The organism is [Limnothrix rosea] IAM M-220, assembly GCF_001904615.1.
GTDB lineage: Bacteria > Cyanobacteriota > Cyanobacteriia > Cyanobacteriales > MRBY01 > MRBY01.
The window spans coordinates 39,895-63,643 of record NZ_MRBY01000012.1 but is presented as its reverse complement, the minus strand read 5'-3'; the positions used below and the strand labels follow the sequence as shown (position 1 = coordinate 63,643).

24 protein-coding genes are annotated in these 23,749 nt (G+C 46.7%); 10 read left to right on the top strand and 14 right to left on the bottom strand.

Features of this window, described 5'->3' with window-relative positions; translation table 11 throughout:
- Window positions 1-73: 73 nt before the first annotated feature.
- The 7 genes from NIES208_RS07215 to upp all read right to left on the bottom strand — a co-directional run bounded on the left by NIES208_RS07215 (window position 74) and on the right by upp (window position 4,559).
- Entirely contained in the window at window positions 74-598 is a 525-nt protein-coding gene (locus NIES208_RS07215) for a hypothetical protein (RefSeq protein ID WP_225875269.1), read from the bottom strand.
- Between the two features lie 42 nt (window positions 599-640).
- Window positions 641-928, bottom strand: a complete 288-nt coding sequence (locus NIES208_RS07210; protein ID WP_075891215.1) for a YggT family protein — start codon at window positions 926-928, stop codon at window positions 641-643.
- A 112-nt stretch (window positions 929-1,040) separates the two neighbouring features.
- The gene (accC, locus tag NIES208_RS07205) at window positions 1,041-2,384 is read right to left on the bottom strand and encodes an acetyl-CoA carboxylase biotin carboxylase subunit (protein WP_075891213.1); all 1,344 of its coding nucleotides are present in this window, start codon (window positions 2,382-2,384) and stop codon (window positions 1,041-1,043) included.
- 150 nt (window positions 2,385-2,534) lie between these two features.
- The gene (locus NIES208_RS07200) at window positions 2,535-2,810 is read right to left on the bottom strand and encodes a hypothetical protein (RefSeq protein ID WP_075891211.1); all 276 of its coding nucleotides are present in this window, start codon (window positions 2,808-2,810) and stop codon (window positions 2,535-2,537) included.
- Window positions 2,811-3,009: 199 nt separating this feature from the next.
- A complete protein-coding gene (locus NIES208_RS07195) occupies window positions 3,010-3,276 on the bottom strand; it encodes a YggT family protein (RefSeq protein ID WP_075891209.1) in 267 nt (88 codons plus the stop codon).
- Between the two features lie 76 nt (window positions 3,277-3,352).
- Window positions 3,353-3,652 carry a ssl2009 family thylakoid membrane protein gene (locus NIES208_RS07190; RefSeq protein ID WP_075891207.1) on the bottom strand — a complete coding sequence of 100 codons (300 nt, stop codon included), beginning with the start codon at window positions 3,650-3,652 and terminating at the stop codon, window positions 3,353-3,355.
- Between the two features lie 250 nt (window positions 3,653-3,902).
- Window positions 3,903-4,559 carry a uracil phosphoribosyltransferase gene (gene upp / locus NIES208_RS07185; protein ID WP_075891205.1) on the bottom strand — a complete coding sequence of 219 codons (657 nt, stop codon included), beginning with the start codon at window positions 4,557-4,559 and terminating at the stop codon, window positions 3,903-3,905.
- 100 nt (window positions 4,560-4,659) lie between these two features.
- On the opposite strand from upp, the gene NIES208_RS07180 reads away from it, so the two are divergent.
- The gene (locus NIES208_RS07180; protein WP_075891203.1) at window positions 4,660-5,124 is read left to right on the top strand and encodes a molybdenum cofactor biosynthesis protein MoaE; all 465 of its coding nucleotides are present in this window, start codon (window positions 4,660-4,662) and stop codon (window positions 5,122-5,124) included.
- A 264-nt stretch (window positions 5,125-5,388) separates the two neighbouring features.
- Here the strand turns inward: NIES208_RS07180 and moaA are convergent, their stop codons facing one another.
- Window positions 5,389-6,378 (bottom strand): GTP 3',8-cyclase MoaA, encoded by a 990-nt coding sequence (gene moaA / locus NIES208_RS07175; protein ID WP_075891201.1) that lies wholly within the window; start codon window positions 6,376-6,378, stop codon window positions 5,389-5,391.
- Between the two features lie 286 nt (window positions 6,379-6,664).
- Here moaA and guaA point away from each other — a divergent pair, with 286 nt between their 5' ends.
- Together guaA and NIES208_RS07165 are read left to right on the top strand one after the other, a co-directional pair.
- Entirely contained in the window at window positions 6,665-8,278 is a 1,614-nt protein-coding gene (gene guaA, locus NIES208_RS07170; protein ID WP_459382886.1) for a glutamine-hydrolyzing GMP synthase, read from the top strand.
- A 517-nt stretch (window positions 8,279-8,795) separates the two neighbouring features.
- Window positions 8,796-9,941, top strand: coding sequence for a cupin-like domain-containing protein (locus tag NIES208_RS07165; protein ID WP_075891199.1), 1,146 nt, complete (start codon window positions 8,796-8,798; stop codon window positions 9,939-9,941).
- A gap of 179 nt (window positions 9,942-10,120) precedes the next feature.
- Here NIES208_RS07165 and psbN read toward each other — a convergent pair whose 3' ends face one another.
- The gene (gene psbN, locus NIES208_RS07160; RefSeq protein ID WP_075891197.1) at window positions 10,121-10,252 is read right to left on the bottom strand and encodes a photosystem II reaction center protein PsbN; all 132 of its coding nucleotides are present in this window, start codon (window positions 10,250-10,252) and stop codon (window positions 10,121-10,123) included.
- Window positions 10,253-10,332: 80 nt separating this feature from the next.
- On the opposite strand from psbN, the gene psbH reads away from it, so the two are divergent.
- On the top strand, window positions 10,333-10,536 hold the full coding sequence (psbH, locus tag NIES208_RS07155; protein ID WP_075891195.1) for a photosystem II reaction center phosphoprotein PsbH: 204 nt from the start codon (window positions 10,333-10,335) through the stop codon (window positions 10,534-10,536).
- 300 nt (window positions 10,537-10,836) lie between these two features.
- Here the strand turns inward: psbH and NIES208_RS07150 are convergent, their stop codons facing one another.
- The gene (locus NIES208_RS07150) at window positions 10,837-13,896 is read right to left on the bottom strand and encodes an efflux RND transporter permease subunit (RefSeq protein WP_075891193.1); all 3,060 of its coding nucleotides are present in this window, start codon (window positions 13,894-13,896) and stop codon (window positions 10,837-10,839) included.
- A 173-nt stretch (window positions 13,897-14,069) separates the two neighbouring features.
- A complete protein-coding gene (locus tag NIES208_RS07145) occupies window positions 14,070-14,279 on the bottom strand; it encodes a hypothetical protein (protein WP_075891191.1) in 210 nt (69 codons plus the stop codon).
- A 186-nt stretch (window positions 14,280-14,465) separates the two neighbouring features.
- Here NIES208_RS07145 and gcvH point away from each other — a divergent pair, with 186 nt between their 5' ends.
- A complete protein-coding gene (gcvH, locus tag NIES208_RS07140; RefSeq protein WP_075891189.1) occupies window positions 14,466-14,864 on the top strand; it encodes a glycine cleavage system protein GcvH in 399 nt (132 codons plus the stop codon).
- 81 nt (window positions 14,865-14,945) lie between these two features.
- Here the strand turns inward: gcvH and NIES208_RS07135 are convergent, their stop codons facing one another.
- Window positions 14,946-17,345: a DUF3769 domain-containing protein gene (locus tag NIES208_RS07135; RefSeq protein WP_225875268.1), complete on the bottom strand. Its 2,400-nt coding sequence runs from the start codon at window positions 17,343-17,345 to the stop codon at window positions 14,946-14,948.
- Window positions 17,346-17,578: 233 nt separating this feature from the next.
- Between NIES208_RS07135 and NIES208_RS07130 the strand changes: the two genes are divergently transcribed.
- The 4 genes from NIES208_RS07130 to hisIE all read left to right on the top strand — a co-directional run bounded on the left by NIES208_RS07130 (window position 17,579) and on the right by hisIE (window position 20,161).
- Window positions 17,579-18,508, top strand: coding sequence for an L-lactate dehydrogenase (locus NIES208_RS07130; RefSeq protein WP_075891187.1), 930 nt, complete (start codon window positions 17,579-17,581; stop codon window positions 18,506-18,508).
- 175 nt (window positions 18,509-18,683) lie between these two features.
- Window positions 18,684-19,034, top strand: a complete 351-nt coding sequence (rplU, locus tag NIES208_RS07125) for a 50S ribosomal protein L21 (protein WP_075891185.1) — start codon at window positions 18,684-18,686, stop codon at window positions 19,032-19,034.
- 73 nt (window positions 19,035-19,107) lie between these two features.
- Window positions 19,108-19,374 (top strand): 50S ribosomal protein L27, encoded by a 267-nt coding sequence (gene rpmA / locus NIES208_RS07120; protein WP_075891183.1) that lies wholly within the window; start codon window positions 19,108-19,110, stop codon window positions 19,372-19,374.
- Between the two features lie 154 nt (window positions 19,375-19,528).
- The gene (hisIE, locus tag NIES208_RS07115; RefSeq protein WP_075891181.1) at window positions 19,529-20,161 is read left to right on the top strand and encodes a bifunctional phosphoribosyl-AMP cyclohydrolase/phosphoribosyl-ATP diphosphatase HisIE; all 633 of its coding nucleotides are present in this window, start codon (window positions 19,529-19,531) and stop codon (window positions 20,159-20,161) included.
- Between the two features lie 139 nt (window positions 20,162-20,300).
- Here the strand turns inward: hisIE and NIES208_RS19640 are convergent, their stop codons facing one another.
- Entirely contained in the window at window positions 20,301-21,074 is a 774-nt protein-coding gene (locus NIES208_RS19640) for a ShlB/FhaC/HecB family hemolysin secretion/activation protein (protein WP_282956348.1), read from the bottom strand.
- Window positions 21,075-21,111: 37 nt separating this feature from the next.
- Window positions 21,112-22,527: a ShlB/FhaC/HecB family hemolysin secretion/activation protein gene (locus tag NIES208_RS19635; protein WP_075891177.1), complete on the bottom strand. Its 1,416-nt coding sequence runs from the start codon at window positions 22,525-22,527 to the stop codon at window positions 21,112-21,114.
- A gap of 454 nt (window positions 22,528-22,981) precedes the next feature.
- Here NIES208_RS19635 and NIES208_RS07100 point away from each other — a divergent pair, with 454 nt between their 5' ends.
- Window positions 22,982-23,728 (top strand): TIGR01548 family HAD-type hydrolase, encoded by a 747-nt coding sequence (locus NIES208_RS07100; RefSeq protein WP_075891175.1) that lies wholly within the window; start codon window positions 22,982-22,984, stop codon window positions 23,726-23,728.
- Window positions 23,729-23,749 lie beyond the last annotated feature (21 nt).

The window sequence follows — 23,749 nt, the reverse complement described above, 5'->3', positions numbered from 1 at the left end:
ATTTCTCTAGCGCAACATCAATAAGATGTGTTTATTATCACCTATTAGCTGATCCACTGGAACCAGTAAGCGATTACTTTACTTGAGTCAGTTGCAAACTATAGGGGTAAAAGCGACTTTCTTGGCGAGAACCAACCCAAACGTCATATTCTCCGGCCTTCCATTCCCCGGCAATGACGGGATCTTGATCCGAAGAATCATCATTACACCAAGTACCACCAGGGCCACGCACCGCCAAAACCGTATCACCATCACTCTCTACAGCCAGCTTTAAATAATTAAAATGTGTGGCGAGTTTAATGCGATGGTCAGCTCGCTGATCAATAAATCCCAAACAAGCTCCCGTCGGGGACTGCCGAACCCCTAAACGCTCCCTTGCCGCCATATCACCGCCACTAACTCCCCGCAGAATATACGGATCAGGGCGAAATCCAGACCGGAGCGTCACACTTTCAAAGACTGATTGTTTCGGGGCACGTTGGGCAGCAGCTGGGGCGATCGCCACTCCAAGACCCAAAACTCCCAATACTGTTGCTACAAATATCCGTCGCATCACAAATTCCTTCAGACCTGTACCACGATGAAAGACGAAAACCAATCATTACGGTTCCATTGAGGTTACCGCTAATCCAGATTTACCCTAACGAGACAACATCACTAAAATCCCCTGCTGACCCAGCAAAACTTCCCGCAACAAAGTGACGATACCAACCCAGATTACAGGGGAAATATCGATACCACCTAAAGGAGGCACCAATTTTCTGGTGGGGGCAAGGAGGGGCTCCGTTGGGAACGCAATCAAACTCAAAGGAAACTTCGTCAATTCAGCCTGGGGATACCAAGTCAGCACAATGCGGAAAATGAAGAGTAAAGTCATTACTCCCAAAAGCAAATTTAAAGTAATCGTGCTGGCCAACAACCAAGTCATGAAACAATCCTCGCAAACATTTCGATAAAAATATTCCTTATCCTAACTTTTTTGGCATCAGGACTTGATCGATCTTTCTCATTCAAGAGCAGCGAAAGAAAAACCAGAAAACCTACATCATATGCTGCTGAATAAAATTAGTATCAACATCTGCCTCCAAAAAAACAGGATGATTTAAAATCTTTTGATGAAAACTAATGGTGGTCGAAACCCCTGTAATGGCACATTCTCGTAGGGCACGTCTCATGCGACGAATGGCAGTATCTCGATCGGGTCCCCAAACGATCAACTTACCAATTAAAGAATCATAGTAAGGGGAAATCTCGTAGTCAGTATAGACGTGGGAATCCATCCGCACACCGGGGCCACCGGGGGGAAGATAGCCACTAATTTTGCCGGGTGTCGGTCGGAAATCATGGTCTGGATCCTCGGCATTAATCCGACATTCGATGGCATGACCGCGCAGCTCAATATCTTTCTGGCCATAGCTGAGGCGATCGCCCTGGGCTGCTTTAATCTGTTCAGCAATCAAATCTAGTCCAGTGATCATCTCCGTCACAGGGTGCTCCACCTGAATACGGGTATTCATCTCCATAAAGTAGAAATCACCATTTTTATCGACAAGAAATTCCACTGTGCCAGCACCCACATAATCAATGGATTTAGCAGCCTTAACCGCAGCCTCCCCCATACGCTTCCGGAGTTTGGGGGTCAAAATAGCACTGGGAGCTTCTTCAAGAAGTTTTTGATGACGACGTTGAATCGAACAGTCCCGCTCCCCTAGGTGCACCACATTGCCATATTGATCCGCAATAATCTGAAATTCGATGTGGCGGGGACGTTCAATAAATTTTTCGATATAGACACCACCATTACCAAAGGCCGCTTCTGCTTCGCCCTTAGCTGAACGGTATAGACGCGGCAGTTCCTCTGGGTTCTGGACAAAACGCATACCACGACCGCCACCACCTGCCGTTGCTTTAATCATCACGGGGTAGCCCATTTTGCCAGCAATTTCTAAGGCTTGCTCTTCTGTCGGGACAAGACCGGGACTACCGGGAACCGTCGGCACTTTTGCCTGCTGCATAGTTTTTTTTGCCGTAGACTTATCGCCCATGGCAATCATTGCCTCTGGGGCGGGGCCGATAAAGGTAATTTGGTGGTCGGCACAAATTTCGGCAAATTTGGCATTTTCCGCGAGAAAACCATAGCCGGGATGAATCGCATCGGCGTGACTACTGAGAGCCGCGGCAATAATATTAGGGATGTTTAGATAGCTTTTGCTGCTCTGGGGCGGGCCAATACAAATACTCTCATCGGCAAGCTGTACGTGGAGAGCGTGGCGGTCTACGGTGGAGTGAACTGCAACTGTTTTGATGCCGAGTTCCTGGCAGGTATGAATAATCCGTAGCGCGACTTCTCCGCGATTGGCGATGAGAATTTTTGAAAATTGCATGGTGGTTTATTGGCGTTTGCTTCCCAAAAACGGTCGATGGGTAGCCAACATTATCATGGCAAGGGGTCACGCTCGGCAAGCGGGTTTCGGTTGGGGGCGATCGCCCTGTGAAGACTAAAAACCTTGAGTAGCAGCGGTTTGACTCCCGCTTTAGTAAAGACCACGGCGGAATTCATCTGTGCCTTCATCTTTTTGGTAGGGAGATGGCGGGCGGTCTGTGCTCCAGGCCCACCAAATTGTTTCGCACTCACATTCGTAAAATTCCTGCCAACGGCGGCGATGTAGAGCATCCGTGACGGGGGCATAGCGGTTTAGCCAAGCGCGTTTTGCCTTTAGTGGTGTCTTGCCACAGGTGGGACAGCAAAAGCTCATGGCATGGGTCGCGTTCTGGATCCATTCGGGAGGGTAGGGGCTGAAGGCATCCATAGAAAGTCTGGCAGTTTTTGTTTGGATTTTTTGATTATGTCTATGGTAGCGGTTGCCTTGGCGATCGCCTTTTCGAGACTAGAAATTTTTGTCTCGTTTTGCCGACGTTATGAAAACAAACTCCGCAAAAAAAATAGAGACGTTTCGTAAAACGCCCCTGCAAAAGCTAAATTTAGTTTTTCTGTCGTGATGAAATGCGTTAGAAAATAGTGCTACCCAAAGCACCGCCAACGGCTTGCAATAAGAAAATGGCCACAATCGGAGATAGATCAATACCACCGAGGGGCGGAATAAACGAACGGAAAAAGTTTAGGTAGGGGTCGGTGACGGGCGCCAAAAAACCCATAACTTGCATCGCCCAGTCGGCAGTCTGAAACCAGCTCAGTAAAATTCTCACAATGAGGAGAATGATATAAATTTGGACAAAGTTGCCAATACTGTCCTGTAACAATTGTGCGCCGTCCATAAGTTGTTATAACCGCTCGAAAAGATTTACTTAGATTTGATTCTAACTGATTATTCACCGAGCATCAGTTCGGTTATTAGGAATTGCTGTGTTCTTGGCCGTTAGTGGAATGAATTACGGACATTTGTTGACGAACATCGTCGATCGCCCCATTCAGTTGGGCAATTTTATTTTCTAGGCTACGGCGGGCAACTTCCATATTTTCCTCGCTGTTAAACGTAAGGGGAGCATCGCCATCAATCCACTCTCCTTCACTGGCAACACCATCTTGCTGCCGAATCCGAGATGCGGCGATCGCCCCAGCAACGCCACCGACAACACCACCAAATAATGCACCCAGCAAAAAACCGCTACCGAACCCTGAACGCTGACTCATGACTTTGATTCCTTACGCTTTCTCAATCTCAATCTTCTTTACAGCTTAACGGTTGGGATCGCTCTTGCCTAGGGAATTTTGCAAAGTCTTTGCTAAGTCATATTTTATACAAATCGTCGGCAAAGTTTGCGCCGTTTTCATCGCCCATCTCACCATTGCCAAGGGCCTCAACAGACTCCATTACCATCTTAAAAATTGACTCAAACTAAAATTCACCCCGGGATTAAACCCAGCCTTAGTACTGGCAATATCAAGACCCCGTACCGAAGCTGCGATCGCCAGCATCTCCCAAACCAGGCACAATATAACCCTTGCCATTCAACTCCTGGTCAATAATCGCCGTATAAACCTGTAATCCTTCATAGGCATTGCTAAGGGCTTGCAGCGCTGGGGGAGCCACCACCGTAGAAACAATGCGAATATTTGCCGGATTAACACCCCGCTTGACCACCTCGGCCATCGCCGCCATCATCGTACCGCCCGTGGCCAACATCGGATCAAGCAACAAGACGCGAGTTTCCTCAGAAAATTCTGCGGGGAGATTATTAAGATAACAACGGGCCTCTAAACTAGCCTCATCCCGCCCATAGCCAAGATGATAGGTCGCATTGGCCGTAATCACTTCCTGTGCCCCCTCAAGGAGACTGAGACCAGCCCGCAAAATTGGAATTGCCACAATTTCCGCTTGGGGATGAATTAGGGTGACAGAGGCCGGGGCAACAGGACTTTCCACCGCCGCTTCAAGGGTCGGCAACCAATAGCGAGCCGCTTCATAGGTCAGCCACTTTCCCAGCTCCTTCATGGCTGTTTTAAATAAAGGTGTCGGTGTATTCTTGTCGCGAGCGATCGCCAACCAATGTTTTACGAGGGGATGGTCAGGAACATAAACACGGAGTTGCAAAGACATGGGCGATTTTGCGTCAAAAGAAAAGAGTATTTTAAACTAGCATAGGCGTTTGTCCATCCCGCAACCTTGAACGCGCCCTATAAAAAACAAAATTAATAAAATGCCTACCGTTCTCACTTATCCCAATGACGAATTTGTCATTACCATCGCACCGCTATCCTTCGATAACGTTTATCAGCAGTGTGAAGATCCGAGCAGTGGTGCAGTGGTGGTGATGAGCGGAACAGTGCGCAATCAAAGCAACGGACAAGCGGTAAAATATCTGGAATATCAAGCCTATGAGCCGATGGCGAAAGTCGTCTTCCAGCAAATAGCCCACCAAATTCGGCAACAGTGGCCTGACACAAATCGAGTTGTCATTCACCATCGCGTTGGCAAGCTGGTCATCGGTGAAATTAGTGTCTTAATTGCCGTCAGCACCCCCCACCGTGCCGAAGCCTTTGCGGCTTGTAAATTTGGCATTGATACCCTCAAACACAATGCACCGATTTGGAAAAAAGAGTTTTTTGCTGATGGCGAAAGCGAGTGGGTGCAGGGTTGTCGCGCCGCCACCGAAGTTTCTTGAGCTAAGGATTGAGCGTAAATGCCTTAGAAACGTCAGTTCGGTTCGGGTTAAGGAGTTATCCGAATACCTTGAAGACACGGGGACATTGGGATAGGGAGACACGGAGAGGGGAGACACGGAGAGGGGGAGACACGGGGACATCAACGGACACTCGCATTTTTTGACTCCTAGAATTGTTTGAATAAAAAATCGCCCGATCACTCGCTCTCCCTTTCGCCGCGTCGTCATTCCAGACCATTTTCAGACCAAACTCAGGTTTTCAGACTAACCGCCAATTTGGGACATGGTGCGGGAATACTGTCCTTGATCTGTACCCATATCCCGTAGCTTGAAATTCACGTCTGGTTTGATCTCCAGAAGATACTTGACTTTATCGCGCAATACTTCAGTGCTGACATTACTTCTCAAAGCTGATTTGAGGTCAATTTGGTCAGATTCATTGAGTAAACAAGGTCGCAGCCAACCATCGGCTGATAGCCGCATCCGATTGCAGCGATCGCAGAAACATTCCGACATTTGCGAGATAAATCCGACTGTCCCCTTCGCCCCCGGAATTTGAAACACATCAGCGGGGCCATTTCCTTGGATTTGCCCTTCTGTTAAACCCCATTTTTTGCGGATGCGTTGGCGCAATTCTTCTGAGGGAATCCAAGTTCGTTCATCAAATAGCTCTCCATTCCCGATAGGCATAAATTCAATAAACCGCACGTGCCAGTTGCGCTCTAGGGTGAGTGCCGCCAAATCCAAGACTTCGTGATCGTTCACGCCGGGAATTACGACAACATTAAGTTTGAGGGGATTAAACCCTGCATCGTAAGCGGCTAAAATTCCTCGCCAAGTTGGTTCCCAGCGGCTTTTACCGTAGTTGCCAATAATTTGATCAAAGGTTTCTTGGTTAAGGGAATCAAGGCTGATATTGAGACGGTTTAGGCCGGCTTCATACAAATCTGCGGCAAGGTTTTCTAGTAAAAACGCATTGGTCGTCATCGACAAATCTTCGACTTCTGGCAATTGGGCGATCGCCGCAACAAGCTCAACAAGGTTTGGACGGAGTAAGGGTTCACCACCGGTTAGTCGAAATTTACGAAAACCCGTGGGAATAAAAACCTCACGAAGCAAGGTGACGATCTCATCATTGGTTAACAGTTCAGGCGTAAGCAAATACTGCAGCTCCGCGTCATCTGGAACACAATAGCGACAACGAAAATTGCAACGATCAATTAGGCTAATGCGCAGATAATCAACCTTATTCATATCGGCGATTGACCCCGAAGAATTAATAAAAACCTACTTTGAGGATACAGAAAATAAAAATATTTTGTCTTGTTTAGATCAGACTTTCGCAAAGAAACAATGTGTGTTATTTTGTTCTGAATATTTAATTCTTTTAATACCCTTTTTTTCTAAAACTTTTTCAGCAAGTTTCTTTACCGAGCATTATGGTGCAGCCCATCTTCATCGCGTTGCAACCGTTCGGAATGCAAAAATTTTATATTTGTTTGCACTTCATTATCTACTTCACGAGGGATCTCTGCTGAACGTGACCACTACTTCTCTCAACAAAACCACAAACACAAACTCTAAAGCCAACAATTTGCAACGACAAATGCTTGTAATTTTAGACTTTGGTTCTCAATATTCTGAGTTGATTGCCCGCCGAATTCGCGAAACAGAAGTGTATTCTGAAGTGATTTCCTATCGCACCACTGCAGAGCAACTAAGGCAGCTCAATCCCCGGGGCATTATTCTTTCCGGGGGACCCAGTTCGGTATATGACGAGTATGCTCCTGCCTGCGACCCAGAGATTTGGGAGCTTGGTATTCCCGTGCTGGGGGTTTGCTATGGTATGCAGCTAATGGTGAAACAGCTTGGCGGTACGGTAGAACGAGCTAAACATGCGGAATATGGTAAGGCTTCTCTCCAGATCGATGACCCCACGGATCTGCTGACTAATGTGGGCGAGGGGTCAACCATGTGGATGAGTCATGGTGATTCTTGTGTTGATCTCCCTAATGGTTTTGATATTCTTGCCCACACGGACAATACGCCCTGTGCGGCGATCGCCGACCACCAACGTAAGCTTTATGGTGTACAGTTCCACCCAGAAGTTGTCCATTCCAAAGATGGGATGGCGCTAATTCGTAATTTTGTTTATCACATTTGTGAGTGTGAGCCGACTTGGACAACGGAAGCTTTTGTGGAAGATGCCATCCGGGAAATTCGTGCCCGCATTGGTGACCAGAAAGTTTTATTAGCCCTATCCGGCGGTGTGGATTCTTCGACCCTTGCTTTTCTCTTAAATCGGGCGATCGGGGATCAGTTGACCTGCATGTTTATCGACCAAGGCTTCATGCGCAAAGGCGAGCCGGAGCGGTTGATGGAGATTTTTGATGAGCAATTTAATATCTCCGTTGAATATATCAATGCCCGCGATCGCTTTATCAATTTGCTCCATGGCGTGACTGACCCAGAGAAAAAACGTAAGCTGATTGGCCACGAATTTATCGCTGTTTTTGAAGAAGAGTCTAAGCGTCTAGGCCCCTTTGATTACCTAGCTCAGGGAACGCTTTACCCTGACGTGATCGAATCTGCCGATACTAACGTTGATCCCAAAACGGGTGAACGCGTCGCGGTCAAAATTAAGAGTCACCATAATGTTGGTGGTCTGCCTGAAGACCTACGCTTCAAACTGGTGGAGCCGCTTCGTAAACTTTTTAAAGACGAAGTGCGTAAGGTTGCAGCCAATATTGGCCTACCCGATGAAATTATCCGCCGCCATCCCTTCCCGGGGCCCGGTTTAGCGATTCGCATCATTGGTGAAGTGACCTCTGAGCGTCTCAATATTCTCCGGGATGCTGACTGGGTTGTGCGGGACGAAATCAAAAAGCAAAATATCTATAGTGATTTTTGGCAAGCCTTCGCGGTCTTGCTGCCGATCCGTAGTGTTGGCGTTATGGGCGATAAGCGCACCTATGCTCACCCCGTTGTTTTGCGGATGATCACTAGTGAAGATGGTATGACTGCTGATTGGGCAAGACCGCCCTATGAGCTGCTTGAGACGATTTCTAATCGCATCGTTAATGAGGTGAAAGGGGTGAATCGCGTCGTGTATGATATCACTTCTAAACCCCCCGGAACTATTGAGTGGGAATAGAAATCTCACATTGAATTAATTTTAATTTCACTTAAACGGCGGGACTTTCTGTTCCGCTTTTTTTGTGGGTGCTTGGCAGGATAAATTTTAGTGAATCATTGATGGCACTCAATTATTCTAATGTGAGTTTTGTTTAAGAATGCTCGGAAGTACGATGCGGTGAATGAGAGAGCGAGAGATCGGGAGATGTTTCTATGCAAACAATTCTAGCTTTCAAAAAATGCAAATTGTCCTTGCTTCCCCGTGTCTCTCCTTCCCCGTGTCTCTCCTTCTCCGTGTCTCTCCTTCTCCGTGTCTCCTTTTCTCTAAAGAATTTTGACTACATTCTTATCCATAACTGACGTTATTCTAAGGTTGTTCTATTGGCGATCGCCTAAACTGCGATGGGCTGGTGAACATAGGCAAAGAATTTCACATGCTATTGGATTAATTTTTTATATTTGAAATTTATTTTTACGACCCAAAATTATGTTTTAAAGTTTAAAGTTTAAAGTTTATTAAAAATAGTGATTTCTAAATGGCAAAAGACCTGAAAGAACTACAAAAAAATGCTTTGGATTTTCTCCAGCAGCGATTGAGCGATCCAGAAACTTCAGCTCAGGAAAAAGTTACGATTGCCCTTGGAATTCTTGGTATCAAATCATCTGATGACGATGATAAAACGATGTCAAACGCCGAGGGTACAATATCTACGCCCCAAGCACCGGCTACCCTACCGATCCCGGCACTTTATACCCTCGATGAAAGTTGGCAAATATGGCTCGTTGAAAATAAGTTACGGGGTGTCTCAGATCAAAGTTTGGTGGAGATTTTAATGGGGCAGGGGATGACCCAAGAAACTGCTCATAATATTGTTTTTTCTTTGCCCCAAGAAGTGAGTTTTAGTTATATACAACCCCGGTGGCGATCGCTACAACAATATGAATTAATTGCGGAACTATACCGAGAAAAAGAACAAGCTTCACCTGAAACACTTGATGTTTATGGGCAGCTTTCCAAAGCGGTATTTGAACAGAATTATCTACGCGTTAATCGTCCTGTGATCCTGAAAAATCTAGGCGGCGATCGCCCTTGGTATACCCAGACTACCCTTGCCCAAGCTTTTCCTGAGCATCCGGTTATAAGCTTCGATTTTCCTGAACTCTCAGCCCCTGCAACGGCGACAAAAACAAATGCCACAACGATTACCAGTCTGGGGGACTATTTATGCACAACCGAGCCGCAGGTGTATCTCAACTTTGACCTGATCGAACTGGGCGCAGAGGCGATCGCCGATTGTTATCAAGCCTATCCCCTCCTCCTCCATTATCTAAACTGCGACGAGCCAGACTCCAATCAAGCATTTCTGTGGCTACAGCCAACATTTTCGCCATTTCCCCTACAGGCAAAACTCGAAGATTTATTGATGGTACAAGTTTGGGGTGAAAGCCACTGGTCTCTGGCGGCTCCTTGGCAAAGCGAATTTCTTTACAGCAACGATAATTGGACAAGCCCCATCGACTTAGCCAACTACAACAAGCAACGTTACCCGCGATGTGCTGAGGCAAAATTTTATGAGCTGACTCTCACCGCTGGACAAGCCCTTTTTGTTCCTGCGCTATGGTGGCAGCAGTGTCGCGCCATAACAAACAGCGCTCAACTTTGTTTTCGTAACTTGTCCTAAACCTATTGTTTTTTTAGACTCTGCCCATGGGAGCGGCGATCGCCCAGCCCCTTAGCCAAAAAAAACAGCCCCGTAGGACTGCCCAAGTATTTCGACTATCTCAAATAAAAATATTGTCGTATCACTTTACTAAAAAAATCGTGAACAAAAAACTAAATCACCATTCCGAGGAATGACCCTTAGTCTTCATGATCCTCAAAGGGATCCTCAAGCTCCACAGAAGGTGGGCCAAAGGCTGTGTAAACAGAAAAACCTGTTACAGCGATCACGACAGCAGCAATACCGATGCTAAGAACTGTTGCAGAATCCATGTTTATATCTCAGATTATGAGTACTCTTCCTCTATAATATTACGGAACATTACAAAAATCCTTTACGATATCTGAATCCTATGGCACAGCGTACTCGATTGGGAGACATTCTCAAGCCTCTGAATTCTGAATACGGTAAAGTCGCCCCTGGTTGGGGCACAACTCCCTTGATGGGCGTATTCATGGCTTTATTTTTGGTATTCCTTTTAATCATCCTCCAGATTTACAACTCTTCTTTGATTCTCGACGGCTTTGAAGTCGATTGGACCGCCCTTGGTCTCTAAAGCATTTATTTTGCAATCTTCATAAAATATTCTTTGGTCTGGGGTCTCCCCAGATTTTTTTTGTCTTTACATGGGCGATTTAACCTGAGTTTGGTTAAGCAAAGTCTGAAATGGTGACACGACGCAGGGGAGATTTCTCCAGCTCAAAAATTTTACTGAGAGCTAGGTAAGCACAATGGCAACATCCCCGCGTCTCTGATATCTGTCAACTGTTCATGGCAATATGCCCGCGTCTTCTTATTTTAAAGTCCCCTTTTCCTAGAAATTGTTGAATTGGTCATGGGGGAAACTGGAGGGGAGCTATACCTGACTGGTTTCGATGGGCTGAGGATCAGATTGGGCAGCGCGAAAAGGTTTTAACAGGAATTGGGTGACGTTATAGATGTAGGTAAAGAGGACGGGCACAACAATTAAAGTGAGAACCGTCGAGGTACTAAAGCCTCCGATCACGGCGATCGCCATGGGACTGCGAGTTGCGCCATCAGCGCCAAGCTCTAGGGCAATGGGAGTCATGCCGGCAATGGTAGAAAGGGATGTCATACAAATGGGACGTAAACGGGAAACGCCAGCATCTAGCAAAGCATTTTTAAGGGTTTTACCTTCCCTCATACCCGCTAGGGAAAAATCAACCAGCAGAATGGCATTTTTCGTCACCAAGCCCATCAGCAGAACAATACCGATGAGGGCAAATAAGCCTAGTTCCTTTTGGGCAATCATCAGACCAATTAGCGCGCCACCAACTGATAACGGTAGTGCCGACAGAATGCCGAGAGGATACAAAAAGTTGTTGTAGAGCAATACCAAAATGGCGTAGATACACATGATGGCTGCACCTAGAGCCGTAAGGAAGCGGCTAAAGATATCCCGCATAATTTCTGCATCGCCGGAAGGTTCGAGGGTGACGGATGGGGGTAATGGACTCATGACAGGTAAGGCGTTCACTTTCACGAAAGCATCCCCTAGGGCGACACCTTCAAGGTTTGCACCCACTTCCACCTGACGGAAGCGGTTAAAGCGGTCAATCTGGGCGGAACCACTCCCCAATTTCAAATCGGCGACGGCGGCAAGGGGGACTAATTCTCCGGTGCTGCTGGGAACTAACAAATTTTTCAGGGTATCGATATCTTGTCGCTTTTCTGGGTCGAGCTGCACACGAATGGGGATTTGGCGATCGCTCAAATTAAATTTCGGCAAATTAAACTCGGTATCACCAATCAAGGCAAGGGAGGCGGTCTGGGAAATGGCAGAAACGGAAACCCCCAAGTCTGCTGCTCGCTGGGGATCGGGGCGAATGATTAGTTCTGGTTTAACAAGGCTGGCACTAGATCCAATTTCCACTAAGCCGGGAATGGTGGCCATTTCTTTTTCAAGGGTTTGAGCGGTTTGCAGGAGGGTTTCCGAATCTTCGCTCTTGAGAACAATGGTTAAATCCTTGGAGCCACCACCTGCGCCGTTACTGCGGAATGCGACTCTAGCTCCGGGAATTTTACGAAATTCTTGGCGCATCTCTCGTTCAAATTCTTTTTGGGAAATACGTTCTGCTTGATCGATTAAATTGACGTAAATTAAACCGCTATTAACATTTTCTGCCGTTGCTAAAACACTTTTTACGGCGGGATTCTCGTCGAGGCGATCGCCCACATAGGCCATCACTTTTTTACTATCTTCGAGGGTCGAGCCGGGGGGCAAATCAAAGGTTACTGTGCTAATGCCCGTATCACTACTGCTAAATAAACCTTTGGGAATAAATGGCACAAGCTGAAGACTGCCGATAAAAAAGGCTAGGGCAATTAGCAAAGTCGTGATGCGGTGACGCAAAGCCCAAGTCAGAATATTGCGGTACGTACCGGGTTGCTTATCAGCTTTAAAGCCATCTAGTTTTGATTTGAGGAGATAGGCGCTCAACATCGGGGTCATGGTAGTCGCCACGAGGGTTGAGAACATTGTTGAAACGGCAACCGTTACACCAAAGGGTTGGAAAAATTGCCCCGGTACACCCCCCATAAATGCCACAGGTAAAAAGACCGCCACAATGGTTGCAGTGGTGGCCACAACGGCTAAACCAATTTCCATCGCCCCATCAACGGCTGCTTGGAAGGGTCGTTTCCCCATTTGCAAATGTTGGTCGATATTTTCGATCATACAAATTGCATCGTCTACTAAGTTACCGATCGCCAGGGCTAACGCCAGCAGGGTCATGCCATTCAGGGTGTAATCGAGCCACTGCATCACAAAAAATGTCGGCACAATGGAGAGGGGCAAAGCGGTTGCTGTGATCAGAGTTGCACGCCAATCCTTGAGGAAAATTCCCACCGTCAACACGGTTAAAAGACAACCGGCAACGAGGGCTAAAACGGTGCCATCATATGATGCTTGGATTTCGTTGGCACGGGTGAAAATGAGTTGGAAATTGAGGTCTTCTGATAATGTTTTTTCCAGTTCGGCGATCGCCTTCCGAATGCCTTGATCAACCCCAACCACAGTACTACCGGGACTCCGCAACACAGAAAATGCGACCACAGCTTGTCCATCCAAAGTCGCAGCCACACGGGGTTCCCGGAAACTATCCTCGACACGACCTAGGGCTGCTAAAGCAACACGATCGCCATTAGGTAACAAAATCGGATATTGCTGAAGCTCGCGAATATTTTCAGCGCTACCGAGGGTACGAACATTTTGCTCATTGCCCCCCAGCTCCACCCGTCCACCGGGGCGATTCACATTAAATTGGGCAATTTGGGTATTCACTTGGGATGCGGTGATACCCAGACCCTGAAGTAATTCTGGATCAAGATCCACACGAATTTCTCGGTCAACGCCCCCTAATCGCTTAATCTCCGCAACACCCTTGACGTTGACTAATTCTCGACTAATTTTGCGGTCAATCAAATCGCTCAATTCTTCCACACTGCGCTGATCCGACGACAAGGCATAGGTCATTACCGCACCGCCCGCAAAATCCAGTTTTCGGACGACTGGGTCGGTAATATCCTGGGGCAACGAAGACCGAATCTCGGCGATCGCATTCCGTACATCATTCGTGGCTTGGTCGGTGTCTGTCCCCAACTCAAAACCCACCACTGTTTGGGAACTGCCATCGGTAACGGTGGAGGTGAGCTGATCAATATCGGCCAAACTCGCCACCGCATCTTCAATTTTTTTGGTGATTTCCGTTTCGATTTCTTCCGGCGCAGCACCGGGTTGCGCCACATTGACGATTACCGCTGACACATCAATATTGGGCGTATTATCGATGCCCAAATTGAGGAAAGAGTAAATCCCCACAATGGTCATGATGATAAATGCTACGAGGGTCGGCACTGGATTTTTAATCGACCAAGCGGAGACATGGAAGGACATGGCAGCGGTGAATGTTGCGATTTATTACAAGCTCTATTGTAGGGCGATCGCCTTTTCTTTAGGTTTTATCAAGATAATTTGCTCAGAGAATCTTGGGGAATCAAGCCCTGAGCTCAACCAGTAGATAGAATGAGACGCAAGCTGGTGCGAGAACACAATGATCATGATCCCAACTATTTCCAAATCAAAAACCCTTGGGGACTATCTGGAAAGCCAGTCGGGTGATGACGCAGTATATGAGTTGGCAAATGGAGCATAGCTTGAAAGGCCACCAGAAAGTGATTTAAATCGCCGAATTGCCTCATTTCCGTATATTTATAGACCAGCAGACCAAAGCGATCGTCTAGAGGCAGCACTATTTCACCAGCCTCCACCCACTCCATAAGGGGAAATGCCTAGGCTTTTTTCCCCACATTTTCCCAGTAAGATCAGCAATAAGTAACAATTTTCCAAATAGGTCTTGATCTTGGCAAAATTCCGGAATAGAGTAGCCGAAGGGGTCACAGACTGGATAAAAACCATTCATTCTCGTTTGAACCCGGAATATCTTTCATTTTTGGGAAATGACTATGGAACTTGAATACCCAGATGATCTTCGCTATCTCGATAGTCACGAGTACATTCGACTTGACGGAGAAATTGCCACCATCGGACTTAGCGCATTTGCCATTGATGAACTAGGCGACATTGTTTTCCTTGAGCTACCAGAAGAAGGGGATGCCCTTGAGGTTGGGGAAACCTTTGGTTCTATCGAATCCGTGAAAGCCGTTGAGGATCTTTATGCTCCGATCTCAGGTACTGTCATTGACCGCAACCAAATGGTCATCGATAGTCCAGAGGCGATCGCCGAAGACCCCTACGAAGAAGGTTGGTTTCTTAAGGTTCGAGTCGATAATCTCGATGACGACATGCTAGCTGAGACAATGACGGCGGAAGAATATAGACTCCAAGTTGCCGGTGAAGATTGATCAAGTCTTATTTTCTATTTCTATTACCCCGATTGACTCTTCTCTGGCTACGACATCTTTAGAGATTAGAGTCTGAGTTATTTAAGGAATAACGCCATCAATAATGGGGCGAATCTCCTGATTGACGAAGGGATCTGTAGAGCCATTCCAGTTAAAGTCGTTAATTTTAAAATTAAATGAACCAATTTCTAGGACGGGGTTATAGCGGATTAGAAGTGAGTGGGTTCGGCGACTATATTCGAGAAAATAATCTGTGCTAATAGCTTCATTCCGGTCTAGATTTAGTCTAGTTTGAAAACCAGCCCGGATCGGCCCATAAATTTGCTGAGTAAGGCCAAAGGAGAGAATTCTGATATCCGCAGAACGATCAAATAAGAAGGGCGATATTGCGCCTCTTGTTGTGATGGAATAGTCAATATTAAAACCTGTGTAATCAAAGAAATCGCGGGAAAAATTGCCAAATTGCCCCTGCAAACCAATACGAGCACTACCTAAAACTTGTTGGTTACCACTACTGTAAAGGGAAGAAATTCCACGAACGCCTGTTCTCAGAAAAACATAGGGAATGACTGGTCTCGGCGTAAAGCGCAAACCTGCTTCTTGTGTGGCAGGTAGTTCTTTTCCTTGCCAAATTGGTAATGTATGGTTCAGGCTGACAGAGGCTTGATAACGGGTTAAGTTAACTTCGCCCCTTCGAGGAGAATCCTCTCCCAGTAACTCGCGACGGTCAGTGGTTGCGGTGATATTTTGTAAGCTCGTTTGATAGTTGAGGCTAAATCCTGAATTTCCTAGGCGATATAGCGGCGATCGCAGAACAAGTCCGAGGCTTCTCTGTACTCGCTGGAATCCGAGAGAACCATTAAAGAGGCGATCGCGGTAATTAAACTCTTGGCTGAGGCGAAAGGGATTTGCGAGGTTGCCGAGGCGCTGCTCAAACCGAAAATTCACCTTGAGGTTATCTTCTAAATCATCAAAGTTTAGGTTGGGAAGGGAGGCGCGGGCGACGGCAAAAACACGTTGATTAAAGTTGTAATTAAATTTTGTGGTTAGGCCAAAGACATCGGGGGAGAGGATGCTGGACTCTGCTTCATTGCCGCCAAATCCGGCTTCTGGAAATAGGGCTTTTTGGACAAGGTATTGTGGTGTAACAGTCCAACGTCCTTGCTGATTTTTAAAGAGTGTAAATCGTCGCTGAATAAAAAAACCACCGCGATCTTCATCGTCAAAACCAATTGACACAAGGCTAAAAATACCTTCGTCATCGGAGCTGTCAAAGCGGTAAGTCCGGGGAAAAATCGGTAATGAAACCTTGTCGTCAATCACAAGGCGGGTATCTGTCGTCACTAACTCGCTCGTAAACTCATCGATGTCTTGGTAGGTGGCGGTGGAGGCAATAACTTGTAGCTCTGGTGGGTTAAAGGGATCGTTGGTCAGTCGCAGGTTTTTGGCTTCCCACCGATCTTCGAAAAATTCCATTTCTTCGGCATAGTAGCGGACTCGACTGACTGTCCCGGATTCGCGATTAAATAATGTCTGACTATTAATGTTGCGATCGCTACCCAGTAAGATATTTAAACCATCGCCGCTGCCTCTGACATTTGTGATGGGTTGTTCTAGTAGTAGTCTTTCGTTCAGTAGTAGCGCTGGGTTTGAGGGGTCGGACACAAAGGTGGTTGGCTCGGCGCTGAGATCTTGGCTTAAATCTCTTTGGGACACTTCGCCTTGGGCTTCACGAATAAAGCCACGGTTCTGGACAAAGAAATAATCAAACCGATCGCCTCGAAGTAGTTGTTGGCCTCGCTGTAATGCTACATTTCCTTCCGCGATCGCCAATTTTGAGTTGAGATTAATTTGTAGTCGATCTGAGGTGAGGACTGATTCATTAAAGCGAACGACCACATTTCCTACTGCTGTGACGATATTGGTTAGTTCATCGAATTCTTGGCGATCGCCGATCACTTCGAGCACCCGTAGTTCGGCCTCTGTTTCTTCCGATGCTGGCGTTGTGGGCTCTTCTAATGAAAATTGCTGCTGCTCCTCACTCGTGCGATCCTCGATTTGCACACCGTTAAAAATCGGTGCTGTCCTAGGCTGTTCTACTGCTTCGATGTCTAGGGGTTCAAAAACCGGCTCCAAAGTAGGTTGATCTGTGTCTATCTCTTGGGGTTCTACATCGGTCGGGATTTGGGCGACTGGTGGTGGTGGTATAACAGCATTACTGGCGGACTCTTCGCTCCCTTGGCGATCGCCTGCCACACCTAAAGGAGACAACTCTGCTGCTGAGTGCTTTTGGGAAAATAGAGGTTGTGTAGTATCCCTTTGAACACCATTTAAACCTTGTTCTGGCAATCTCGCTTGCGGTCCGACGTTTGTGGGAATTTGAGCCATGATTTGTGGCTGCATGGCAGCATTTGCCGGCAAAGGAGTAACGGCACAATTTAATGCACAAAAAGCGGCGATCGCAGACATGGCAGAACTCATTAGGGCAAATTAATACAAAACCTATCCTAATCGTTATTCCCACAGCTACAAGTTTTTTCCCGAAACTTAAAAAAAATCAGAATTATAAGCAAACCGCTCAGGCACATTACCCGCGAAAGCCACTACCGCTATTTCGGCATTTGTTTCCCAGACCCAAAATAGACCAGATACACAAACCCTTCTTAAACAAAGATCGCTACTATGCAGAGTAGATATCTTCAATGGTGTAGACTATGGCTTTTTCTGAAACATCCGTCGGTATCGTCGGGACAGGTTCCGTTGGCGCAAGTGTGGCCATTTCCCTGTTAACGTCCGGTGTCACCCGCAAATTATTACTTCACGATAAAAATTCAGAGCGTGCCCTAGGTGAGGCGATGGATTTAGCCCATGGTTCGTCGTTTTATCCCACGGCGACAGTGCAGCAAGTTGATAACCTACCCGCGCTTCAGCAGACCGATGCCGTCATTATTACAGCGGGACGTAATGGCTCTCCCACGGAATCCCGCCTCGATTTACTCCGGGATAATGCCGCCGTTATGCGGGCGATCGCCTCAGAATTTGTGGACTATCAAGGCACCGTGATCATTGTCAGTAATCCTGTCGACGTTTTGACCTATGTCTTCCAGCAGGCCTCCGGACTACCGCCAGCAAAGGTGGTCGGCACAGGCACAATGCTCGACACCGCAAGACTCCGGCAAATTTTAGGACGAGAACTAAACCTTGAGCCCCGCTCGATCCACGCCCAAGTAGCAGGTGAACATGGCGATTCGGAAGTGGTACTTTGGTCTAGTGCCACCCTCGGCGGCATCAGCCTTAAAACTTGGCCAAACTGGACAGCAGAGCAAGAGAAACGCGTTGCGACAGAAGTCCGCACGGCCGCCTACGAAATTATCCAGAGAAAAGGCGTTACAAACCATGCCATCGGCCTAGTCACCGCCACCTTAGTAAAATGGATCCTCCGGGGCGATCGCCGTATTTTGACCGTATCTAGAGTCCAAGAAGGAGTTTTCGGATATCGAGATTTAGCCATTTCCCTACCGACAATTGTCAGTATCAACGGTGCCGAACGCGTCATTGAGCCCGCTGTCAATGAGATCGAAAAAGCCGCCCTCGATCATTCCGCTGCTGTGATCAAAAAGGCGATCGCCTCCCTTGATCCCTAGACCCACGCAGCACAAACAAGGATCTTAGTTGACGAAGCTAAACAGAAAAACTATTATTGATGATTGTGTCTGCAATATCCTGCTCGGATCAGGTGACACATAAAATGTAATTTTTCCCATTTGCAAAAACGAAGAATTACTACCTGTACGGCAACCCATACAAAATAATATTCAAATGAGTTACGCAATTATTGAGACTGGCGGCAAGCAAATCCGCGTTGAACCCGGTCGTTTCTATGACATCGAGAAAATTGATGCCGAAGTTGACGACAACTACACCATCGACAAAGTACTTCTCGTGAGCGACGACAACGGTGTCACCGTTGGTCAACCCTTCATTGACGGCGCAACCGTTGAAGGCACAGTTGTGGATCAACGTCGGGCGAAAAAAGTAATCGTCTACAAAATGCTTCCCAAGAAAAAGACCCGAAAAAAGCGTGGTCATCGCCAATATTTCACTCGTTTTATGATTGATTCGATCAAAGTCGGTGGCACAGTCGTTGCAGAAAAGCCCGCAGAAGCTTAATTTCTCACCGTTTTTCTTCGCAACTAACCGTTAAAATTATTTTTACGACGTTCAGTATTTAGGAGCATTAGTAATGGCACATAAGAAAGGTACAGGTAGTACTCGTAACGGTCGCGACTCGCGCGCCCAACGCCTCGGCGTAAAACGCTATGGTGGCGAAACTGTTACGACTGGCAGCATTTTAATCCGTCAGCGTGGCACCAAGGTTCACCCCGGTAACAACGTTGGTCGTGGTGGCGACGATACCCTCTTCGCCCTTGTTGATGGTGTTGTCAAGTTTGAACACTACAAGCGTGGCCGCCGTAAGGTTAGTGTTTACCCGGCTGACGCGACTGCATAGATTGCAAGTGCGTAAGTTTCAAAGATACGTTTGAAAGAAATACTGGTTGGGGAAATAATCCCTGCCGTCTATACTAGGAAAGCTCAAAAACTTGGGCTTTCTTTTTTGTTTATTTGTTAAATTTTTTTGTTCTAATAGCTAGGAGATCTAAGGCATGAGTTTAGTTGGCGCAATTCCACTTGATAAGGTTCGTTTTAATGAACAGGGGCTTGTGCCGGCGATCGCCCAAGATTATCTCGATGGCACGGTTTTAATGATGGCTTGGATGAACCGTGAATCCCTCACAAAAACCATGGAGTCAGGGCAAGCTTGGTATTGGAGCCGCTCCCGCCAAGAGCTGTGGCATAAAGGCGCAACGTCCGGTCACTTTCAAAATGTCAAAGCCCTGCGCTACGACTGCGATAGTGATGCAATTTTAATGAGCATTGAACAGATTGGTGATATTGCTTGCCACACAGGCGAACGTAGCTGTTTTCACCAAGTGAATTCTGAGAAATCTGCCCCTGCTGCGGATACCCTTTCTGAGGTCTTTAATGTTATCCGCGATCGCCGCGATCATCCAAAAGAAGGTTCCTATACCAATAGTCTTTTCGCTGCGGGCGATAATAAAATTCTCAAAAAAATTGGCGAAGAAGCCGCCGAAGTGGTCATGGCCTGCAAAGACGATGAGAAGGACGAAATTGCCGGAGAAGTAGCCGATCTTTTCTATCATGCCCTCGTGGCGATCGCCCACCATAACGTCGATTTGCGAGATGTTTATAAAAAGCTCGACAGCCGCCGTCGTTAATCACTCAAACTATAGGGTGGGTGAAGTAAGCTATTGACCATGTCACGACACTAAAAAATTTTCATCAAACAGAACCCACCAATTTTAGTTTTTAGAAAAGATAGTTTTTAGAAAAGATAGTTTTTAGAAAAGATAGTTTTTAGAAAAGATAATTCACGTTGAAATACAAGCCATCATCCTGCCAGTTATCACCGCGATCATCGAGATTAACTAGCGGCAGAGCATAGTCAAAACGCACCGTGAAACCCTTTTCAATTTGCCACCAAGCCCCTAAACCAATACCCGCCAAAAATTTTTGGTCTGCCAGTACATTGGGATTATTATCACTATTCCAAACAGTCCCCATATCAAAAAAAGGTGCGAGCTGAAAAACCGCATCCCCAGATTCGTCACGAGCAAGGGTAATGCGATCTTCTACAGAAAAACGGAAACCATTATCAGCCGAACGGGCATTTTGCCGGAAGCCCCGTAACGATTGACCACCACCGATCACAAATTGTTGGGAAGGCAGTAATGTGTCGGGTGTCAGTTGTAGATCTGCTTGGATAACTAATAGATTATTGGGATTCAAGAGCTTGACCCGCTGAATTTGTCCGAGCCAGCTCCAAAAATGACCGTCGGGAATGGGGGCATCATTAGTTGTCGCGTCAAACAAACCTGTACCAATACTGAATTGGGAGCGCAGGGACCAAGCCCCCGCTGGTTGGCGTTTAATGTATTCTTGGGAAAATTTAAGGACGCTGGTTGTACTTTTGCCATCTTCCGTACCGATATTGAAGCCGAATAGCTCGTCGCCTAGGAAAGTTAAACCGTCTTGGTAGGTGAAGCCTAGCCCTAAAGCAAATTCTTCACGGGGATTGCGGATAATGGGCTGACGGTAGGACAATTCGTACCGTTCTGATTCGCCGCGAATATTTAGAATGTCAAAGGGTTCTTGAATAACTTGGTTACTACTCCACTGAGCTTTTATTGATTAGCCCATAGAGGAACATAATGTCAAAGGGTTCTTGAATAACTTGGTTACTACTCCACACACCCCGCAAAGTAATTGTCCCGTCTTTGGCGTTGATTGGTCGGGTGTAGTTTACGTCTAGGCTTTCTGCGCCACCGCGGGTGGTACGAATATAGCCAACGCCGAGGCGATCGCCGCCCCCAGTGAGATTCTGTTGAGCATAATTGGCCGTAATGCGCTCTGAACCGACGCTAGCAGGAGAAAAATTATCAACGCCGAGATTCAAAGAAACCGTATTCGCCTCGGTGATCATAATATCTAGATCACTTTCTCCAATCCCTGCTCCAGCCTTGAGGGTGGCTTCAATATTGTCAATAATCGGGTTCAGTTTTAGCAGTCGCAGTTGGTCTTCAAGATTACTCGTATTGAGGGGCTGCTTTGTGCCTAAACGTAAACGACTGAGGAGATAGCTATCGTTAATATGCTCATTACCACGGAGATTAATCGCGTCAACGTTACCTTCGATCACCCGCAGCTCAATTATGTCAGTGGCTAGGGAATCTTCCACCACAATTGCCCGGGAAGTAATATAACCTTGCTCAAGATAAAGCTGTGTAATACGATCAGCTGCTTGGTTAAGCTCATCCAAACTGACATTAGCGCTGGTAATCTCGCCTAAGATTGGCTCAAAATCTTCCTCTCCAAAAACAGTACTGCCCGTCACTTGAATTTGGTTAACGGTAATGACGCGATCGCCGTTGGTTGGGGTGACAGCAGGAGTGGGCGTAGGCTCCTCAATGGTTTGGGTCGGGCTGGGTGCCGCCGGTAAAGGTTCAACTTCCGGTAAGGGCTCGGTATTCGAGTTGGGATTTTGTGCGAGGAGTGTGGTTATTTGTGGGGCGGCGATCGCCATAATTTGCGTTTTAACTTGCTCCTCGACAGCAGCAGCATCAGCAAAGAGCGTCAATTCGTCCGATAGCTCAACTGCGACAGGCGCTAAATTATTTTCTTGCTCCACCGGCATTTCGATGGCTTCAATGGCAACACTAAGTTCATCAGACAAATGTGTCGGTAGAGTAATTTCAGAAAATTCTGGTTGCACCGGGGAGACCACCTCTGGGGCGATCGCCACAGGTTGCGGCAACATATCCGCAGATATTATTTCCCTTTGTGCCAGTTGAACCACTTGTGGTTGCGTTAATTGACCCAGCTTGGCTTGAATGTGAAGAGCCGCAAGCTCATCCTCTAAAGGCCCATGTGTCCCTTGCTCCAAGCGCAACATTTCAGAAGCAACAGCCTGAGCCGTTTGCTCACTGGCGATACCAGCAGCAGTCAAGACGACGACACCGATCAATAAACGCTTTAAAGCCAGCGAACAGGTTTGGGAGCGACGGACAAGAAAACGCCAAATCATAATCGTATCGTTGAGTAACAAGCGAGTGGGCAGACAAATTCACCTACAAGTTAACCATAACTTTTTAGCCCGGTAGCAAAAAAGAATGAAAGTTAATTCCGTCAGCTTTTTGTCCAAAATTATCCAGTCATTCAGCAGACAATGGCCTATTTCAGGGCATTCTTTTAATCAAATTGCGTATTTTTACGGTATTGAAATATATTTTAAGCCGCTACAAAATTGGCTATAGATTCAAGGGAGAATATGATTTCATACCTTAAAGTGAGCAAATTAAGACACTAAATTCATGGCTGCTGCATTGCTGAAAATATTCAAGCAATACTATCAAAATTGTTAATAAAATCTAAAAAAGCACTGCAATTGATGTAAGAAGGATGAAGAGATAGGCTGACATTTAGTAATCTATATTCTGATTTTATTGCAATTTAAACTGATATCAGTGGAGATATAAGCCATGTTAAAAGGTTTAGTTATTTTTGATATTGATGGTGTCGTACGCGATGAAGGTCGGTCTTACCGTCGTGCCCTCGCTGATACCGTGGAGCACTATACAAAAGGAGCATATCGCCCTTCTATGGGGGAGATTGACAGTCTCAAAGCTGAAGGCCTCTGGAATAACGATTGGAAAGCATCGCAGGAATTGATTAAACGCTGGGATGAGGATATTGCGGTGGACTATGACGAGCTGGTGCAGTTCTTTCAGGATAAATATCGCGGTAAAAACTTTGATGGCTACATCACAGAAGAGCCTTTACTTGTGACTCCAGAGTATTTTGAGCAACTTTCGGCCCATGGCTTAGGCTGGGGTTTTTTTAGCGGTGCGATGCGGCGTTCAGCAGAGTTTGTCCTCAAAAAGCGTCTTGGTTTAACAGATCCGATTTTGATCGCCATGGAAGATGCGCCAGAAAAACCTGACCCCACGGGACTCTTTGCGGCGATCGCCCAACTAGAGCCACCAGACACCCCCGGACTACCCGTAGCCTATGTAGGAGATACAGCGGCTGATATGAAAGTTATTAGCAATGCCGCCGAGCAAGAACCCACAAGACAATGGCGGGCGATCGGCGTGATTCCTCCCCACGCCCAAACCGGCGATGACAAAGAATATATGTATGCATCAAATCTACAAGACGTTGGCGCAGATATTGTTCTTCCGGGAACCAAAGAACTTACCCCAGAAATTCTTAGTACATTACTTTAAAGCAAACTTTAAAACAAAAGA

Bases quoted from the DNA above. Each gene is read 5' to 3' on its own strand.
- hisIE (WP_075891181.1), top strand. From the start codon at position 19,529: ATGAGTTTAGTTGGCGCAATTCCACTTGATAAGGTTCGTTTTAATGAA.
- NIES208_RS07210 (WP_075891215.1), bottom strand. From the start codon at position 928: ATGACTTGGTTGTTGGCCAGCACGATTACTTTAAATTTGCTTTTGGGA.
- NIES208_RS07180 (WP_075891203.1), top strand. From the start codon at position 4,660: ATGCCTACCGTTCTCACTTATCCCAATGACGAATTTGTCATTACCATC.
- NIES208_RS07150 (WP_075891193.1), bottom strand. From the start codon at position 13,896: ATGTCCTTCCATGTCTCCGCTTGGTCGATTAAAAATCCAGTGCCGACC.
- rplU (WP_075891185.1), top strand. From the start codon at position 18,684: ATGAGTTACGCAATTATTGAGACTGGCGGCAAGCAAATCCGCGTTGAA.
- gcvH (WP_075891189.1), top strand. From the start codon at position 14,466: ATGGAACTTGAATACCCAGATGATCTTCGCTATCTCGATAGTCACGAG.
- psbN (WP_075891197.1), bottom strand. From the start codon at position 10,252: ATGGATTCTGCAACAGTTCTTAGCATCGGTATTGCTGCTGTCGTGATC.
- NIES208_RS07200 (WP_075891211.1), bottom strand. From the start codon at position 2,810: ATGGATGCCTTCAGCCCCTACCCTCCCGAATGGATCCAGAACGCGACC.
- accC (WP_075891213.1), bottom strand. From the start codon at position 2,384: ATGCAATTTTCAAAAATTCTCATCGCCAATCGCGGAGAAGTCGCGCTA.
- NIES208_RS07145 (WP_075891191.1), bottom strand. From the start codon at position 14,279: ATGGAGTGGGTGGAGGCTGGTGAAATAGTGCTGCCTCTAGACGATCGC.
- upp (WP_075891205.1), bottom strand. From the start codon at position 4,559: ATGTCTTTGCAACTCCGTGTTTATGTTCCTGACCATCCCCTCGTAAAA.
- NIES208_RS07195 (WP_075891209.1), bottom strand. From the start codon at position 3,276: ATGGACGGCGCACAATTGTTACAGGACAGTATTGGCAACTTTGTCCAA.
- NIES208_RS07190 (WP_075891207.1), bottom strand. From the start codon at position 3,652: ATGAGTCAGCGTTCAGGGTTCGGTAGCGGTTTTTTGCTGGGTGCATTA.
- moaA (WP_075891201.1), bottom strand. From the start codon at position 6,378: ATGAATAAGGTTGATTATCTGCGCATTAGCCTAATTGATCGTTGCAAT.
- psbH (WP_075891195.1), top strand. From the start codon at position 10,333: ATGGCACAGCGTACTCGATTGGGAGACATTCTCAAGCCTCTGAATTCT.
- NIES208_RS07135 (WP_225875268.1), bottom strand. From the start codon at position 17,345: ATGAGTTCTGCCATGTCTGCGATCGCCGCTTTTTGTGCATTAAATTGT.
- rpmA (WP_075891183.1), top strand. From the start codon at position 19,108: ATGGCACATAAGAAAGGTACAGGTAGTACTCGTAACGGTCGCGACTCG.
- NIES208_RS07130 (WP_075891187.1), top strand. From the start codon at position 17,579: ATGGCTTTTTCTGAAACATCCGTCGGTATCGTCGGGACAGGTTCCGTT.
- NIES208_RS07100 (WP_075891175.1), top strand. From the start codon at position 22,982: ATGTTAAAAGGTTTAGTTATTTTTGATATTGATGGTGTCGTACGCGAT.
- NIES208_RS07165 (WP_075891199.1), top strand. From the start codon at position 8,796: ATGGCAAAAGACCTGAAAGAACTACAAAAAAATGCTTTGGATTTTCTC.
- NIES208_RS19635 (WP_075891177.1), bottom strand. From the start codon at position 22,527: ATGATTTGGCGTTTTCTTGTCCGTCGCTCCCAAACCTGTTCGCTGGCT.